The organism is Maribacter caenipelagi, assembly GCF_004364175.1.
Taxonomy (GTDB): domain Bacteria; phylum Bacteroidota; class Bacteroidia; order Flavobacteriales; family Flavobacteriaceae; genus Maribacter; species Maribacter caenipelagi.
Window position 1 is genome coordinate 230,285 of record NZ_SNZW01000016.1, and the last position, 15,574, is coordinate 245,858.

Annotated in this window: 14 protein-coding genes; 6 read left to right on the forward strand and 8 right to left on the reverse strand. The window is 35.2% G+C overall.

What is annotated here, in order from left to right; genetic code table 11:
- Window positions 1–27 precede the first annotated feature (27 nt).
- Window positions 28–1,770, forward strand: coding sequence for a carboxypeptidase-like regulatory domain-containing protein (locus tag DFQ03_RS13505; RefSeq protein WP_133673707.1), 1,743 nt, complete (start codon window positions 28–30; stop codon window positions 1,768–1,770).
- A gap of 124 nt (window positions 1,771–1,894) precedes the next feature.
- On the opposite strand, the gene DFQ03_RS13510 is transcribed toward DFQ03_RS13505, so the two are convergent.
- Window positions 1,895–3,523 carry an acyl-CoA carboxylase subunit beta gene (locus DFQ03_RS13510; protein WP_133673708.1) on the reverse strand — a complete coding sequence of 543 codons (1,629 nt, stop codon included), beginning with the start codon at window positions 3,521–3,523 and terminating at the stop codon, window positions 1,895–1,897.
- 72 nt (window positions 3,524–3,595) lie between these two features.
- Here DFQ03_RS13510 and DFQ03_RS13515 point away from each other — a divergent pair, with 72 nt between their 5' ends.
- The 3 genes from DFQ03_RS13515 to ettA all read left to right on the forward strand — a co-directional run bounded on the left by DFQ03_RS13515 (window position 3,596) and on the right by ettA (window position 6,577).
- Window positions 3,596–4,567: a Gfo/Idh/MocA family protein gene (locus tag DFQ03_RS13515; RefSeq protein WP_133673709.1), complete on the forward strand. Its 972-nt coding sequence runs from the start codon at window positions 3,596–3,598 to the stop codon at window positions 4,565–4,567.
- Between the two features lie 76 nt (window positions 4,568–4,643).
- The gene (locus DFQ03_RS18865; protein ID WP_091605214.1) at window positions 4,644–4,820 is read left to right on the forward strand and encodes a CAL67264 family membrane protein; all 177 of its coding nucleotides are present in this window, start codon (window positions 4,644–4,646) and stop codon (window positions 4,818–4,820) included.
- Between the two features lie 65 nt (window positions 4,821–4,885).
- The gene (gene ettA / locus DFQ03_RS13520) at window positions 4,886–6,577 is read left to right on the forward strand and encodes an energy-dependent translational throttle protein EttA (RefSeq protein WP_133673710.1); all 1,692 of its coding nucleotides are present in this window, start codon (window positions 4,886–4,888) and stop codon (window positions 6,575–6,577) included.
- Between the two features lie 71 nt (window positions 6,578–6,648).
- Here ettA and DFQ03_RS13525 read toward each other — a convergent pair whose 3' ends face one another.
- Window positions 6,649–7,470 (reverse strand): MBL fold metallo-hydrolase, encoded by an 822-nt coding sequence (locus DFQ03_RS13525; RefSeq protein WP_133673711.1) that lies wholly within the window; start codon window positions 7,468–7,470, stop codon window positions 6,649–6,651.
- Window positions 7,471–7,480: 10 nt separating this feature from the next.
- A complete protein-coding gene (locus DFQ03_RS13530; protein WP_133673712.1) occupies window positions 7,481–7,939 on the reverse strand; it encodes a GNAT family N-acetyltransferase in 459 nt (152 codons plus the stop codon).
- Window positions 7,940–8,092: 153 nt separating this feature from the next.
- Between DFQ03_RS13530 and DFQ03_RS13535 the strand changes: the two genes are divergently transcribed.
- Window positions 8,093–8,980 (forward strand): hypothetical protein, encoded by an 888-nt coding sequence (locus DFQ03_RS13535; protein ID WP_027066541.1) that lies wholly within the window; start codon window positions 8,093–8,095, stop codon window positions 8,978–8,980.
- Window positions 8,981–9,151: 171 nt separating this feature from the next.
- Here DFQ03_RS13535 and fumC read toward each other — a convergent pair whose 3' ends face one another.
- Complete coding sequence (gene fumC, locus DFQ03_RS13540; protein WP_133673713.1) at window positions 9,152–10,552, reverse strand: class II fumarate hydratase; 1,401 nt, start codon at window positions 10,550–10,552, stop codon at window positions 9,152–9,154.
- 172 nt (window positions 10,553–10,724) lie between these two features.
- Here fumC and DFQ03_RS18870 point away from each other — a divergent pair, with 172 nt between their 5' ends.
- Window positions 10,725–10,898, forward strand: coding sequence for a hypothetical protein (locus DFQ03_RS18870; protein WP_091609002.1), 174 nt, complete (start codon window positions 10,725–10,727; stop codon window positions 10,896–10,898).
- A 60-nt stretch (window positions 10,899–10,958) separates the two neighbouring features.
- Here DFQ03_RS18870 and DFQ03_RS13545 read toward each other — a convergent pair whose 3' ends face one another.
- The 4 genes from DFQ03_RS13545 to prfB form a co-directional block, all read right to left on the reverse strand.
- The gene (locus DFQ03_RS13545) at window positions 10,959–13,451 is read right to left on the reverse strand and encodes a TonB-dependent receptor domain-containing protein (RefSeq protein ID WP_133673714.1); all 2,493 of its coding nucleotides are present in this window, start codon (window positions 13,449–13,451) and stop codon (window positions 10,959–10,961) included.
- A gap of 4 nt (window positions 13,452–13,455) precedes the next feature.
- Entirely contained in the window at window positions 13,456–13,968 is a 513-nt protein-coding gene (locus DFQ03_RS13550) for a hypothetical protein (protein ID WP_133673715.1), read from the reverse strand.
- Window positions 13,969–14,055: 87 nt separating this feature from the next.
- Entirely contained in the window at window positions 14,056–14,400 is a 345-nt protein-coding gene (gene arsC / locus DFQ03_RS13555; protein ID WP_133673716.1) for an arsenate reductase (glutaredoxin), read from the reverse strand.
- A gap of 61 nt (window positions 14,401–14,461) precedes the next feature.
- Window positions 14,462–15,563 (reverse strand): peptide chain release factor 2 gene (prfB, locus tag DFQ03_RS13560; protein WP_133673717.1). Its coding sequence is split into 2 segments (ribosomal slippage): window positions 14,462–15,496 and window positions 15,498–15,563, totalling 1,101 coding nucleotides; the frame shifts between segments, so codons are not numbered across the junction.
- Window positions 15,564–15,574: the final 11 nt, after the last annotated feature.

Genomic DNA, 15,574 nt, shown 5'->3' on the forward strand with positions numbered 1-15,574 from the left:
ATCGTATAACCATTAAAATTCTATTTAATGAAAAATTTTCTAATTCTCATATTATTAGCATCTTTTGCCTCTAATCTTCAAGCGCAAGACAGAACTATTAAAGGAAAAGTTAGTCAATTAGAATCTCCTTTGGCAAATGTTCAGATTTCTATTATAGATTCTGATATAGCAACTAGAACAGATGCAAATGGATATTATCAAATAATTGCTGAACCTAAAGATATGTTACTATATGAATATCCTGGTCTTAGCGATGTTCAGATAATGGTTGAAGATGTAACACGAATCTTAAATTTTGAAATGACTCAGAAAATTGAGCAATTAGATGAGGTTACTGTAAAGGGGAGCAATAGAAAATCACAGAATGAATTGTTGCAAGAATATGCGTATAATCCAAATCTTATAAAAACAGCCTATGGTATATTAGATAGTGAGACAGCGCCAGGTAAAATTAGATTTTTACAAGAGAATCAGATTAATGATGTTGGTGTTTGTATCCTAGATTTGATGAGAAATGAGTTTCCTGGAGTAAATGTAGTAGGAGATTGTGTGTATGGGGGACTTATATATATTAGGGGGCTAAATTCTGTTAGTCAAGCACCACCTGCAGTTTATGATGTTGACGGACAAGTATTGACCCAAACACCTACTTGGATTGCACCCGCCGCAATTAAACGATTGGCTGTATTAAATAATCTAGCTATGACTACAAGATATGGCTCAATTGGTGCTGGTGGCGTAATTGTTATTAATACTAAAGCTAGTGAATATTCTAGAACTGTAGATGGTAAACCTATTGACTATGCAAAAGTTAAAAATAATAGGTATGATAACTCAGCATTAAGTTCAATACAATTTAAAGAAGATAAACCTTCGTACTTGAATGAACTTTTAAATGCGAATACCGAAGAAGAGGCAAAGATGATTTACGCAAATCAAATCAAAAAATACAGTAGTTCATATTACTATGTTTTAGATGCCTATGATTATTTTTCTAATAGATGGAAAAATCAAGAATTCGCAGAAATGATTATTCATGAGAATGATAGAGTTCTAAGCGGAAATCCTAATGCATTAAAATCCCTAGCATACATTTATCAAGCTGAAGGAAAGTTTAAAGAGGCAAACAAACTTTATGAAGATGTTTATACACTTAGAGCAGATTATGCACAATCGTATTTAGACTTGGCAAATAGTTATAGAGAATTAGGTTTAAATCAAAAAGCTGCCGCTATGTACTTGCGTTATGATTACTTACTGGCAGAAGAGCTATTGGAAAAAGAAGAGCCAGTGAAAGTTATTATGGATCGGGATTTAAATAATTTGATTTCTCTAAAAGGGGCTGATTTAGTTTCAACAGATAAGGTGAATGAAATTAAACTTGATGATGATTTTAAAGGAACACGTTTGGTTTTCGAATGGAGCGATAGTGAGGCTGAATTTGTGTTACAATTTGTAAACCCAGAAAAGCGATACTATAAAAGTGAGCATTCATTAGTTGCAGATGCAGAGCGAATTCAAAGCGAAAAGCGCTCAGGTTTCTCTAGTGAAGAATATTTAATAGATGATACGCTTCGTGGTAATTGGTTGGTGAATGCAACTTACTTAGGTAATAAAAGTTTAACTCCAACATATTTGAAAGCTACGGTATATTATAACTACGGTAGTGCTTCACAACGTAAAGAAACGAAGGTTTTTAAACTTGGTTTGCGTAATGTGAATCAGCAATTGTTTACCGTTTCAAATGCGGTTAGTGTTGTTTCCAACTAGATTTCTAAATATTTATTAGGTGTTAAAGAGAATTGACAATGCCCATTAAATACGCTAAGTATATAATGGGCATTATTTTATACCTTTTTTTATGCAATCATTTTCTTAGTACCTAATCTTGAAATTAAACCTGCAACACCCCCATATTAAAAGGCTTCTCGATAGGCGCATGATCAGCGGCTTCTATACCCATTGAAATCCATTTACGGGTGTCCTTTGGGTCAATGATAGCATCGGTCCATAATCTTGACGCTGCATAGTATGGAGAAACTTGATTGTCGTAACGCTTCTTGATTTTATCGAATAGCTCAGTTTCCTTTTCTTCGGTAATGGTTTCACCTTTCTTTTTTAAAGATGCCTTTTCAATCTGTAATAATACCTTTGCTGCCGAGTTTCCGCTCATTACGGCTAATTCTGCGCTTGGCCAAGCAACAATTAACCTAGGGTCATAAGCTTTACCGCACATGGCATAATTTCCTGCGCCGTAGCTATTTCCGATTACAATGGTGAATTTTGGTACGACGGAGTTACTTACCGCATTTACCATTTTTGCGCCATCTTTTATAATACCACCATGTTCACTTTTACTGCCTACCATAAAACCGGTAACATCTTGTAAAAATACTAACGGAATTTTCTTCTGATTACAGTTTGCTATAAAACGGGTGGCCTTATCCGCAGAGTCAGAATAAATTACTCCGCCAAATTGCATTTCGCCTTTTTTGGTTTTTACAACTTTTCTTTGGTTGGCAACAATACCAACTGCCCATCCGTCTATTCGTGCATATCCCGTTAAAATAGTTTGTCCGTAACCAGCTTTGTATTCTTCAAATTCAGAATCATCTACCAATCGCTTTATGATTTCCATCATATCATACTGCTCAGCTCTTGAGCTTGGTAGAATTCCGTAGATATCATCCGGATTTTCTTTTGGCTTCAAACTTTTCTTACGGTTGTATCCCGCTTTAGGGAAATCACCGATTTTATCCATAATATTCTTTATGGTATCTAGAGCCGCCGCATCGTCTTTCGCCTTATAATCGGTTACGCCACTTATTTCACAATGTGTAGTAGCTCCGCCCAACGTTTCATTATCTATACTTTCACCTATCGCCGCTTTTACCAAATAGCTACCCGCCAAGAATATACTGGCAGTTTTATCTACTATCAAAGCTTCATCGCTCATAATAGGTAAATATGCGCCACCGGCAACACAGCTGCCCATCACTGCAGATATTTGGGTAATACCCATACTGCTCATTACCGCATTGTTTCTAAATATGCGACCAAAGTGTTCTTTGTCAGGGAATATCTCATCCTGTAATGGCAAGTACACTCCTGCGCTATCTACCAAGTATATTATTGGAAGCCTATTTTCTATGGCTATCTCTTGTGCTCTTAAATTTTTCTTTGCAGTAATTGGAAACCAGGCACCGGCTTTAACCGTAGCGTCATTTGCAACGACGATACACTGTTTTCCTTTTACGTAACCAATTTTTATAACTACTCCGCCAGAAGGACATCCGCCATGTTCTTCGTACATACCATCACCTACAAAGGCTCCGACTTCTATTTGTTCAGATTTAGGATCTAAAAGATAATCAATACGCTCTCTGGCGGTCATTTTACCTTGATCGTGCTGTTTGGTTATTTTGGCTTTTCCTCCGCCTAAATAAACCTCATTAAGCTTTCTTCTAAGGTCTGATAGTAGCAACTTATTCCTATCTTCGTTTCGATTGAATTTTAAATCCATTCTATATAATTTCTTTTCTTTCGATAAAGATAAGGAGTTAATTTTGGTGTTTATGCAACAAAAACAAAAAGTATGATTAAGTGGGGTATTGTAGGGGCAGGGAACATTGCTCATAGTTTTTCAAAAGATTTAGCCTTGGTAAGTGGCGGTGAGTTGGTCTCTGTGGCTTCAAGAAGCTTAGAGAAAGCTAAAGATTTTGCTAATGAATATGGCGCGCCAAATGCCTATGGTAGTTATGAAGAGTTATTTAACAGTAATACGGTAGATGTTATTTATTTAGCTACACCACATACTTCTCATGCAGATTTAAGCATTACAGCGATGAAAGCTGGTAATGCTGTACTGTGCGAAAAGCCAATGGGTGTTAACAAAAGAGAAGTGGAGCAAATGGTTGCTGTTGCTAAAGAAAATAATGTTTTTCTGATGGAAGCATTATGGTCTCGTTTTAATCCGACAATTAAAAAGGCGAAAGAATTGGTAGATAATGGTGCTATAGGAACAGTAGTGTATGTGCATTCAGATTTTGCTTTTTATGCACTTGATAGGGATGAGGAAGGAAGATTGTTGAACCCCGATCTTGCCGGTGGATCTTTATTGGATATCGGTATCTACCCTATATTTTTGGCTTATTTGATGTTAGGTAAACCAAAGGATATTAAGGCAACGGCCAACTTCTATAAAACGGGAGTGGAGATACAGTGCAGCATGATTTTTAATTACGAAAATGCCCAAGCAATCTTATATAGCGGACTCAATTCAAATTCAGAAAAGAAGGCGGAGATTTCTGGTAGCGAAGGTACTATATTTATTCACCCTAGATGGCATGAAACTACGGGGTACACTTTAGAGAAAGATGGTGAAAGTACCGCAAATGAAATCGGTAAAATGGGTAAAGGCTATGTTCATGAAATTGAGGAAGTGCACGATTGTTTAAATTCAGGTAAGAAAGAAAGTGATTTATGGAGCCATCAAAATAGTCTGGATTTAATTGAGATTATGGATTCCGTTCGTAAAAAAACGGGAATTGTGTTTCCGTTTGAATAATAGCAGGGGTAATTATGGACAAATATCTTAAAATTTACGATATTTGATGTTCGCTTAAATTTTAATTGATTCGACAATGAACAAGAATACAGTGCTCACTTGGGCAACTTTTATTATGATTTTTGTAGGTCTGGCCCTAATTGCATTAGGTGCTTTTCGCTATGATGATGTTGCCGGTTGGGGTTTTGCATCCGTAGGTATAGGATTTTTTGCCATTGCATGGGTGTTTAACGCACTTAAAGGTAGAGTATAATATATTTTTAGAACCGGCAGTGAATTCTTCTGTTCGGCTTTAATTTCACTAAAAACTATAATTTTATGTCAGACGATAAGAAGGTAATCTTCTCCATGTCAGGAGTTACGAAAACCTATAAAAATGCGAATACCCCAGTTTTAAAGAATATATACTTAAGTTTTTTCTACGGTGCCAAAATCGGAATCTTAGGTTTAAACGGTTCGGGTAAATCTACTTTGCTGAAAATCATTGCCGGAGTTGATAAAAACTTTCAAGGCGATGTTGTTTTCTCTCCTGGTTACAATGTTGGTTACTTAGAGCAAGAGCCAGAATTGGATGAGAATAAAACTGTGCTTGAAATTGTAAAGGAAGGGGTTGCGGAAACTGTGGCAATTCTTGATGAATACAATAAGATAAATGACATGTTCGGTCTTCCTGAAGTATATGAAGATGCCGACAAAATGCAGAAGTTGATGGATCAACAGGCTGTATTGCAAGATAAAATTGATGCCGCAAATGCTTGGGAATTAGATACCAAGTTAGAAATTGCTATGGATGCCTTGCGTACTCCTGATCCAGATAAGAAAATTTCAGTATTGTCTGGAGGTGAAAGAAGAAGGGTCGCATTATGTAGATTGTTACTTCAAGAGCCAGAAATCTTATTATTAGATGAACCTACCAACCATTTAGATGCAGAATCTGTACATTGGTTAGAGCATCATTTAGCGCAGTATAAAGGAACTGTAATCGCCGTAACGCACGATAGATATTTCTTGGATAATGTTGCTGGTTGGATTCTTGAACTGGACAGAGGAGAAGGTATCCCTTGGAAAGGAAACTACTCTTCTTGGTTGGATCAAAAATCGAAACGTTTAGCTCAAGAAAGTAAAACTGCTTCTAAGAGGCAGAAAACTCTTGAGAGAGAGCTTGAATGGGTGCGTCAAGGTGCTAAAGGAAGACAAACTAAGCAGAAAGCGCGTCTAAAGAACTACGATAAGTTAATGAGTCAAGATCAAAAACAGCTTGACGAAAAACTTGAAATCTATATTCCGAACGGACCGCGTTTAGGGACTAATGTAATTGAGGCGAAGGGTGTAAGTAAGGCTTATGATGATAAGTTGCTTTATGAAGATTTAAATTTTAAATTACCTCAAGCAGGTATTGTTGGTATTATTGGTCCAAACGGTGCTGGTAAGACTACAATCTTTAAAATGATCATGGGCGAAGAAACGCCAGATAAAGGTGAGTTTGAAATTGGTGAGACTGCTAAAATCGCCTACGTAGATCAAAGTCATTCTAATATTGACCCTGAAAAAACCATTTGGCAAAATTTCAGTGATGAGCAAGAGATGGTGATGATGGGTGGTAAGCAGGTGAATTCTCGTGCATATTTAAGTAGGTTCAATTTTACGGGTAGTGAGCAGAATAAGAAGGTAAGCATGTTATCTGGTGGTGAACGTAACCGTTTACATTTAGCCATGACATTAAAAGAAGAAGGAAACGTTCTTCTCTTAGATGAGCCGACCAATGATTTAGATGTGAATACATTAAGAGCCTTAGAAGAAGGTCTGGAAAACTTTGCAGGTTGTGCAGTAGTAATCTCGCATGATAGATGGTTTTTAGATCGTATTTGTACTCATATCTTAGCTTTTGAAGGTGATTCTCAAGTTTACTTCTTTGAAGGTTCTTTTTCTGATTATGAAGAGAATAAGAAGAAAAGATTAGGCGGAGATTTAATGCCGAAACGAATCAAGTACAAGAAACTGATTAGATAATAGAGTAGTTATAAAGAAAAAGCCCGCAATCGCGGGCTTTTTTATTTTCAGCTAACAGCTAACAGCTAACATTAATATTCATCATTTGGATACCAGTCTAACTGCACAACTTCAATATCTTGATTACCTGCATCGACCAGTTGCTTGAATTTTGCAACATCGCTTACATCTGGTTGACCTCTATAATGATATGGATAAACTTGTTTTGGTTTAAAATCCAATACGGCAGAAGCAGCGCTTTCAACCGTCATGGTGTATGGTAAATTCATACATACAAAAGCTTTGTCAATATTTTTTAATGAACGCATTTCAGGAATATCTTCCGTATCGCCTGAGAAATAGATTCGCTGATTGTCAATGTTAAGAACATAGCCGTTACCACGTCCTTTTTCATGAAATTTTAAAGCTTCTTTTCTAAGGTTGTACATTGGTATGGCCTCAATTGTAATTCCGTTAAGTTTCTTGCTAGCTCCATTTTCCATAATTTCTAAGTGCGTTGCATACTTTTCAGGCAATTCATCGGCAACTGCTTGTGGTACTATAAATGTAACGTTTGTGGTGTCTAGAGCATCTAGCGTTTCGGTACTTAAATGATCACCATGAATATCTGTGATCAATATTAAAGTCGGATTTTTTTGACCTTCAAAAGCGGCTGCTCCTCCTGTAGGATCTATGTATATAACAACATCGTTCCATTCGATTATTGTGGTTGCATGTTCTATAGGTGTTATTTCAATTTCTTCAGCTTTGCGCTCTTTGATGATATCGGTTACTGACATATTATCTTCCATTTCTTCAGAAGTATCAGTTACGGTATCAGATTTTTTTACCTCTTTGCATGAAAAAGCCATTGTTGCAACGAATAGTAAAACAAGCAATTCTTTTATTTTCATTATGTTATGTTTAAAGTGTTAGTTCCATTTTAATATCAGATCGAAGGTACTCTAAATTATCTTCCAGTGGCACATTTTTAAATCCGAATTTCTTATATATATGCAGTGCGGTGTCTAATTTAGTACTTGAGTATAATTCAAGAGTTTTCCATTTTTTGTTTTTAGAAAAATTAATGGCATACGTTAACATTTTTTGACCGATCTGCAAGCCATGATGTTTTTTGTTAACGGCCATCTTACCTAACTCAAAACGATTATCAGTCTTTTTTATCAAAGCAAAGCATCCTACTGGCTCATTATTCCATAATCCCATGAAAATATATCCACCTTTATCGATAATAATAGATTGACTGTGATTTAATAACTCCTTATCTTTCGTTTCAACCTTGAAATATTCAGTAATCCAAGCGATATTCAAGTCTCTAAAGTTTTGAGTATATTTAGGCTCGTAAGGTACAATGCTAAGCATGATCTCTAATTCATATTTAATATGTCATCTAAGTTATATCATATTATATAGTCCCTACCAAGGTTTAGAAATTATTTTAACATTAAAAAATCTAAAATTTGAATTACCACGTATATAAACTGAACAAACAGACACTTTATTAAATTTACAATTATGACTGAAACAAAAAACAACAATGGTTTAAAAGTTTTGACCGCTCTTTTAGGTGTTGTGCTTTTAGGTACTATCATTTACACAGTAAGTCTTTACCAAGATAAAAAGAAGACCGAAGTTGTTCTTTCGAAAGAGAAAGAATTGGTAGTAGAAGATTTAAATAGCTTAAAATCTGAATATGATAAGGCTATTTTAGAAAGCAATGCTACTAACGAAGAGTTGGTGAGCGCAAGAGATAATATTGCAAAATATATTGACTCTGTAAAAACAATGAAAGCTGATATCGGATCTTTATCTAGATACAGAAGACAAGTTGGTGTTCTTAAAGCTGAGAGAGAACAATTATTGAAGCAGGTTGATTCGTTGACTCGTTCTAACTCTATGATTGCTATGCAACGTGATAGTACGTATGTTGAATTAGAAAAGCAAACTGTTTTTAATGATTCATTAGTAGTACAAAACACAAACTTGGCACAAGTAGTTGAGAAAGGTTCTGCTTTGAACTTGTCGAAATTCAATGTTGATGCAGTAAAAGAACGTAACAGTGGTAAATTAGTTTCTACACAAAGAGCTAAAGCGACAGACAAGTTTAAAATTTGTTTTACCGTTGCCGATAACGTAATCGCACAAGCAGGTGACAGAGAATTTTTCTTAGAAGTATTGGATCCTCAAGGCAATGTACTTGGCGGTAGTAACTCTATGACAAATGATAATGGTGCCTCTATTACTTATAGCAAGCAAACAGGTTTCTACTATGAAAACAAATCTTTAGATGTATGTGATTATATCAGTAAGCCTTCTGGTGATTTCAAAGATGGAAATTACATGGTAAACGTATATGATGACCAATTAAAATTATTGGGTACGTCTAAATTCATGTTGAAATAAGACTTACTTATTACATATAAAAAATGGCGACCAATTGGTCGCCATTTTTCGTTTAATCAATAATCGAGATTTAAATGCTTTAAAGCTTATATCGAAACCCTAATTTAATTTTAAATTAATTGATTCATGAGCTTATCCCGAGGTTGTCAGGTTGTCTACTACTAATTGGTCTTAGTCTTTTAAACTACCTACCATGTTTTCTGGTTTTACCCATTCATCATAATCCTCTGCGGTAACATAACCTAAGTTTACTGCTTCTACTTTCAGAGTGGTACCGTTTTTATGCGCGGTATTTGCAATTTCAGCAGCTTTGTAATATCCTATTTTAGTATTTAAGGCAGTAACCAACATTAAAGAGTTATTCAATAATTGTTTTATTACTTCGTGATTTGGTTCTATACCTGCAGCACAATGCTCTTCAAAACTTACACAGGCGTCACCAATTAATTGTGCTGATTGTAAAATGTTGGCAGCCATCATTGGTTTGAAAACATTAAGTTCGTAATGACCTTGCGTACCACCAACGCTAATAGCGACATCGTTACCCATAACCTGAGCACAAACCATCGTAAGGGCTTCACACTGCGTAGGATTAACTTTTCCAGGCATAATTGAGCTACCAGGCTCATTTGCAGGAATAACGATTTCACCGATACCTGAACGCGGACCAGATGCCATCATTCTAATATCATTGGCGATCTTATTTAAAGAAACAGCCAATTGTTTTAATGCGCCGTGACTTTCAACAATTGCATCATGTGCTGCAAGTGCTTCGAATTTATTTTCTGCAGTAATAAAAGGTAAGCCAGTAAATTCTGCAATATATTTTGCTACCAACACATCATATCCTTTTGGAGTATTTAATCCGGTACCTACTGCGGTACCACCTAAAGCCAATTCACTTAAATGCGACAATGTATTGCTCAAAGCTTTTAGACCATGATCTAATTGTGAAACGTAACCAGAAAATTCTTGACCTAAGGTTAGGGGAGTGGCATCCATTAAATGGGTACGACCAATCTTAACAACATTTTTAAACTCAACTGACTTTTTGTGAAGTGCATCTCTTAATTGGGTAACTCCTGGTATAGTTACTTCTACAATCTTTTTGTAGGCTGCAATATGCATACCGGTTGGGAAGGTGTCGTTTGATGATTGCGATTTGTTTACATCATCATTTGGCTGAATGGTTTTCTCCCCTTCACCGATTACCTTACCGGCAATTTCATGAGCTCTGTTTGCAACCACTTCATTAACGTTCATGTTGCTTTGTGTGCCCGAACCCGTTTGCCATATTACTAATGGAAATTGGTCATCAAGCTTACCCTCTAAAATCTCATCACAAACCTGCGCAATTAAATCTCTTTTTTCAGCAGCTAAAACACCTAGCTCACAATTCGCGTAAGCTGCGGATTTTTTTAAATAGGCAAAGCCATAAACAATGTCTAAAGGCATAGAAGCCGACGGACCTATTTTAAAATTGTTTCGAGAACGTTCTGTTTGTGCACCCCAATATTTGTCTTTGGGTACCTCTACATTACCCATAGTATCTTTTTCGATTCTGAACTCCATAATATTATAATTTATATGAATCTTAAGTTAACTTATTAATCTAGCATCAAAAATAAGGTTTACATTTATTTTTCTTGTGACAAGAATGTGATCAAAAATGAAATTAATTTTGCAGAACGTTTGCAAAAAATAATTCGTTTATGGTATCTTTGTAATATATAAGTAAAAAGATATGTTTGATTTTGACCAATATTTAGGATTTTTAGCGTTTTTAACCATATTAACCATTGGTTTTTGGCTAATGATGTTTTTGTTATTATTTGTTGTTCCTTACTGGTTAGGTGGTAACATTATAGAGTTATTAAAAGAAAGACGCGACAAGAAAAAAGCTGCAAGAGAAGCTTAAAATAATATCATATAAAAAAAGGAGCCTATTGGCTCCTTTTTTTATGTCTTGTTTTCTGTTTTATCCTTCTATTTCATCACCACCATCATCACCACCATTTCCTCTAGAACCTTTATTACGTTCTTTTGGTTGGTTGAAACGATATACAAAGCCCATTGTTATTTGTCGTCTTCTCCATTGAAACTCACTATCTGAAGTAAAAAATTCTGTTTCTGTATATGAACTTCTTTTTCTAGAGTTCAATAAGTCACTTACATTTAAAGAAATTGTTCCATTGTCTTTCAATATATCTTTACTGAAAGCTAAGTTTAAAGAGAATATACCGCTATTTTCTGTTTGGGCAGTAGATGAGGGTCCTCTATAAAAAGCATTCGTTTGCCAATCTATCTTTGCTGGTAAAGATACCTTTGAGCTGAACCTTGCAAACCAGCTGTTATTTGTGGTGCCATAATCTACACCGTTAAATATACCTTCTGTTGAAAACCTGAAAAAGTTGAAACTAGAATTTAATCTTAACCATTTAGTAGGATTATACATTAAACCAGCTTCTGCACCAATTCTGTTGTTTGTAGAAAGGTTGATAGGAATAGTTCTAATAATCTCTATACCGTCTGTAGTAGTTTGCCCTGTTTCTTCTTGTACACGCTCAAAAGAATCAGTTTCTCTTTGAAAGTAGATAGATGAGGTTAGGGTTATTTTATCCCATCTTTTTAAGTATCCTAAGTCAAAGGCATTAGAGAATGCAGGATTCAAATCTGGATTACCTTGAAAAATGTTTGTTCTACTTGATCTAGACGGAAAAGGATTTATGAACCAACCTCTAGGTCTGTTTATCCTTCTGTTGTAGCCCAATGAAATATTCTCATTTTCGGCTATTTCATATATGAAATTAACGGTAGGGAATAAGCCTAAGTAATTTTTATCAAAATTGACATCAACATCAACCCCTAATTGTTCTTCTAGTTGACTGGTGTCAAACTCAGAATCTAATTGGCCTTTTAACTGCGTATTTTCTAATCTAAGTCCTAATAAAAATGAAAACTTTCCAATTTTGTTTCCGTATTGGGTATATAAAGCATTTACATTTTCATTGTATGTGAACTTATTGGTCAAGTCTTCATTGATGTTAAATTGACCTGTAGCTTGGTTTAAAGAATCTAACCTATAATCTGTAACTTCTTCTTCAAATGTGCCTCTATAACCTATTTCAAATTGGGCGTCTCCCATTGGCAGTACATAGTCTGCCTGAACTAAATACTCATCTTGTAATTCAGTTTCAAAAACATTCTCTAAAACTATTAAGTTCTCATTTGGGATAGTGTTGTTTTCTTCAATGATCGATGTTTTTATTTCCTCTCCTTTAGAATATTGAAGGTCTACCGTAAGTTTTTGTCCATCGTCATTTAAATTGTTAACATAGTTAAGTGAAAATTGATAATTATCATCATCTTCACTCTCATCTTCAGTTCTAAAGGTTTCGCTATTTAGAGAATTATTAATAAATCTTTTGTTGGTATTTTCGGTGATATCTTCACTTTTAGATGTTCTATAAAAAATACTACCTGTTAAGGAAGATTGTTCGGTCAAGAAATATTCTAAACCTAAGTTGGTGTTGAATCCTTTACGTAATCTATTGTATTCTCTATCTTCAAAAATTCTGTCAAAAGATCCTGAAGAATAGGTGTTATCGAAAAAGGCATTTCCAGGAGCATCTCTGTAGCTGTATCCCGTAGTATTAAATAAGTTGAATTTATCTGTACGTAGATTTGAATTGACAGAAATACCACTATTAACAGGGTAACCTATAGTAGTGTTTACTGAACCATTAAAACCAAGTGTTTTTTCTTTTTTAAGTACAATGTTTAATATACCGGCAGTACCTTCAGCATCATAACGCGCAGACGGACTAGTAATTACCTCAACTTTTTCAATGGCGTCTGCGGGTAATTGCGTTAAGGCGTCGGTAGAACCAAAACCGGCAAGGGCAGATGGTTTTCCATTTATTAATATTCTAACGTTTTCATTACCTCGCAGACTGATAGCACCTTCAACATCAACATCAACAGATGGTACGTTGTTTAGTGCATCAGTAATGGTGGCACCACTATTAGTTAAGTCTTTACCAATATTGTAAATCTTTTTATCTAAGCGAACTTCTACGGTAGTTTTTTCGCCAACGACCTCAACAGCTTCTAATTGAGCCACATCTAAAGCCAATTTTACGGTGCCTAAATCTTTAGACGCTGTTAGCGTTTGGTTAGGTAATTTGTATGTTTTATATGAAATATATTCTATGGAAACATTATACTTGCCAGGTGTAGTTTCTACCTTGAAGTTTCCATTTATATCAGTAATACCCCCAGTAATTTGATCTGGGTTATTTACACTTTGTAGTACTAGTGTAGCATATTCTAGAGGTAGGTTATCATCTTTGTCTACAACCTTACCTGTAATAACAATTGGACCGCTTTCCCGGTTTCCTCCCGGTCTTTGACTATATGTGTAATTGAATGATAGTGCTAGGATTAGGAGTAAAGGGAAAAGTTGTTTCATTTAATTAGTTTTTAGTTTTCTTTCGTTTGTCTTTTTTCTTCTTTTTATTCTTCTTGATAGTTTTTGAAACACCATCTTTTTGTAGTGCTACAAAAGCTTCATACTTTTCTAGTGGCAAGCCTGCTTTCAATTCTTCATCTTGCCTTTTAGTAATATTCTCATAAACTTCAGCCATTTTTTCTGGCGGTAGCTTTAATATTTGAGCTTCTATGCGCTCTTGTACATATTTCTTTAAAACAGAGCTTAATACAGCCTGTTCAAATTCATTTAGTGCAAGTGCTTCAGAAATTTTTGGCATTTCGTCATCGACCAATTCTTCGGCAGTTTTAGGTTTTGGTGGTTCCGCTGGTGTTTGAGCCTGCGGTATAGAGCTTCTTTGTCTTCCATAACCGTAGCCGCCACGTGACCCATAACCGTTATTACCATAACCGTATTGTGCGTAAATTTCAGAACTTCCTAAAAGAATAAATAACAATGCCAATATATTTAGATTGCTATATTTTATTACTTTTTTCATATGTTTAGATTATAAAGTTATACTATGGTTTAACCGAAAATGGTTAATTGTTTGTTAAGAAAATTTTCTAAGCAATTATAGTGAATTCTAATTAATTAGAGAATCTATGTTAGATGCTGGCCTACCAATGACCGCTCTATTACCATTTAATACAATTGGACGTTCTATTAATTTAGGATATGTTACCATGGCATCTAATAATTCTTCATCTGATAGTGGCAGGTTTTTAAATTTCTCTTTCCAGATTGCTTCAGATTTTCTAATAAGATTTATCGGCTTTATATCTAAGCAGCTAATAATATTTCTTAGTTCATCTTTAGTTGGTATTTCTTCCAAATACTTTACTACTTCAAATTTCTTGCCAGAATCTTCAAGAACTTTAAGTCCTTCTCTAGATTTACTACATCTAGAATTATGGTATATTTTTATCATAATATTTAATTTTAAAACTAGAAATTCCAATTCATTTATGAATGAATTGAGATATTCTATATTATTCTTCATCTTTCTGACCCATCATCATTAGAAAGGCTTTAAGAAACTGATCAATATCGCCGTTCATTACATTATCGACATTTCCGGTTTCTTCACCTGTTCTTACATCTTTCACTAATTTGTAAGGATGCATTACGTAGTTTCTAATTTGAGAGCCCCATTCAATTTTCATTTTAGAAGATTCAATTTCTTGTCGTGCTTCCATTTTCTTACGCAGTTCTATCTCATACAATTGCGACTTTAGCATTTTCATTGCCGTAGCCCTATTGTCGTGTTGACTTCTACTATCAGAACAAGAAATTTGAATACCTGTAGGGTGGTGGGTCAATTGTACTTTGGTTTCTACTTTGTTCACATTCTGTCCACCGGCACCACTAGATCTAGCAGTTGTAATAGTAATGTCGGCAGGATTCACATCTACCTCTATACTATCATCTACCAAAGGGTACACATATACAGATGCAAAAGAGGTATGTCTTTTTGCATTACTATCGAAAGGAGAAATTCGTACCAATCTATGTACGCCGTTTTCACCTTTTAACCATCCGAAGGCATACTCACCGTCAATTTCTAACGTAACCGTTTTAATACCTGCAACATCACCTTCTTGATAGTTGAGTTCTTTGATTTTATAACCGTTCTTTTCTGCCCACATCATATACATGCGCATAAGCATCGCCGCCCAATCGCAACTTTCAGTACCACCAGCTCCTGCAGTAATTTGAAGTACAGCTGGTAATTCATCACCTTCTTCAGAAAGCATATTTTTGAATTCCATCTTCTCTAGAGTGTTCAGAGCCTTTTCATATTGGCTTTCAACTTCAGCTTCTGTTACTTCTCCTTCTTGTTGAAACTCAATGAGCACCTCTAGATCTGCAATCAAAAGTTCTGCCGCATTAAAATCGTCTACCCATTGTTTTTTAGATTGGATAAACTTCATATGTGCTTGTGCTTCTTGAGGATTGTCCCAAAAATCAGGTGCTAAGGTTTTTTCTTGTTCGTTCTCTATTTCTATTAATTTGGCATCAATGTCAAAGATACCTCCTTAACGCACCAAGGCGATCTATAAGACCTTTGTAATGGTCTAAACTTATGTTCATACAATTCTATT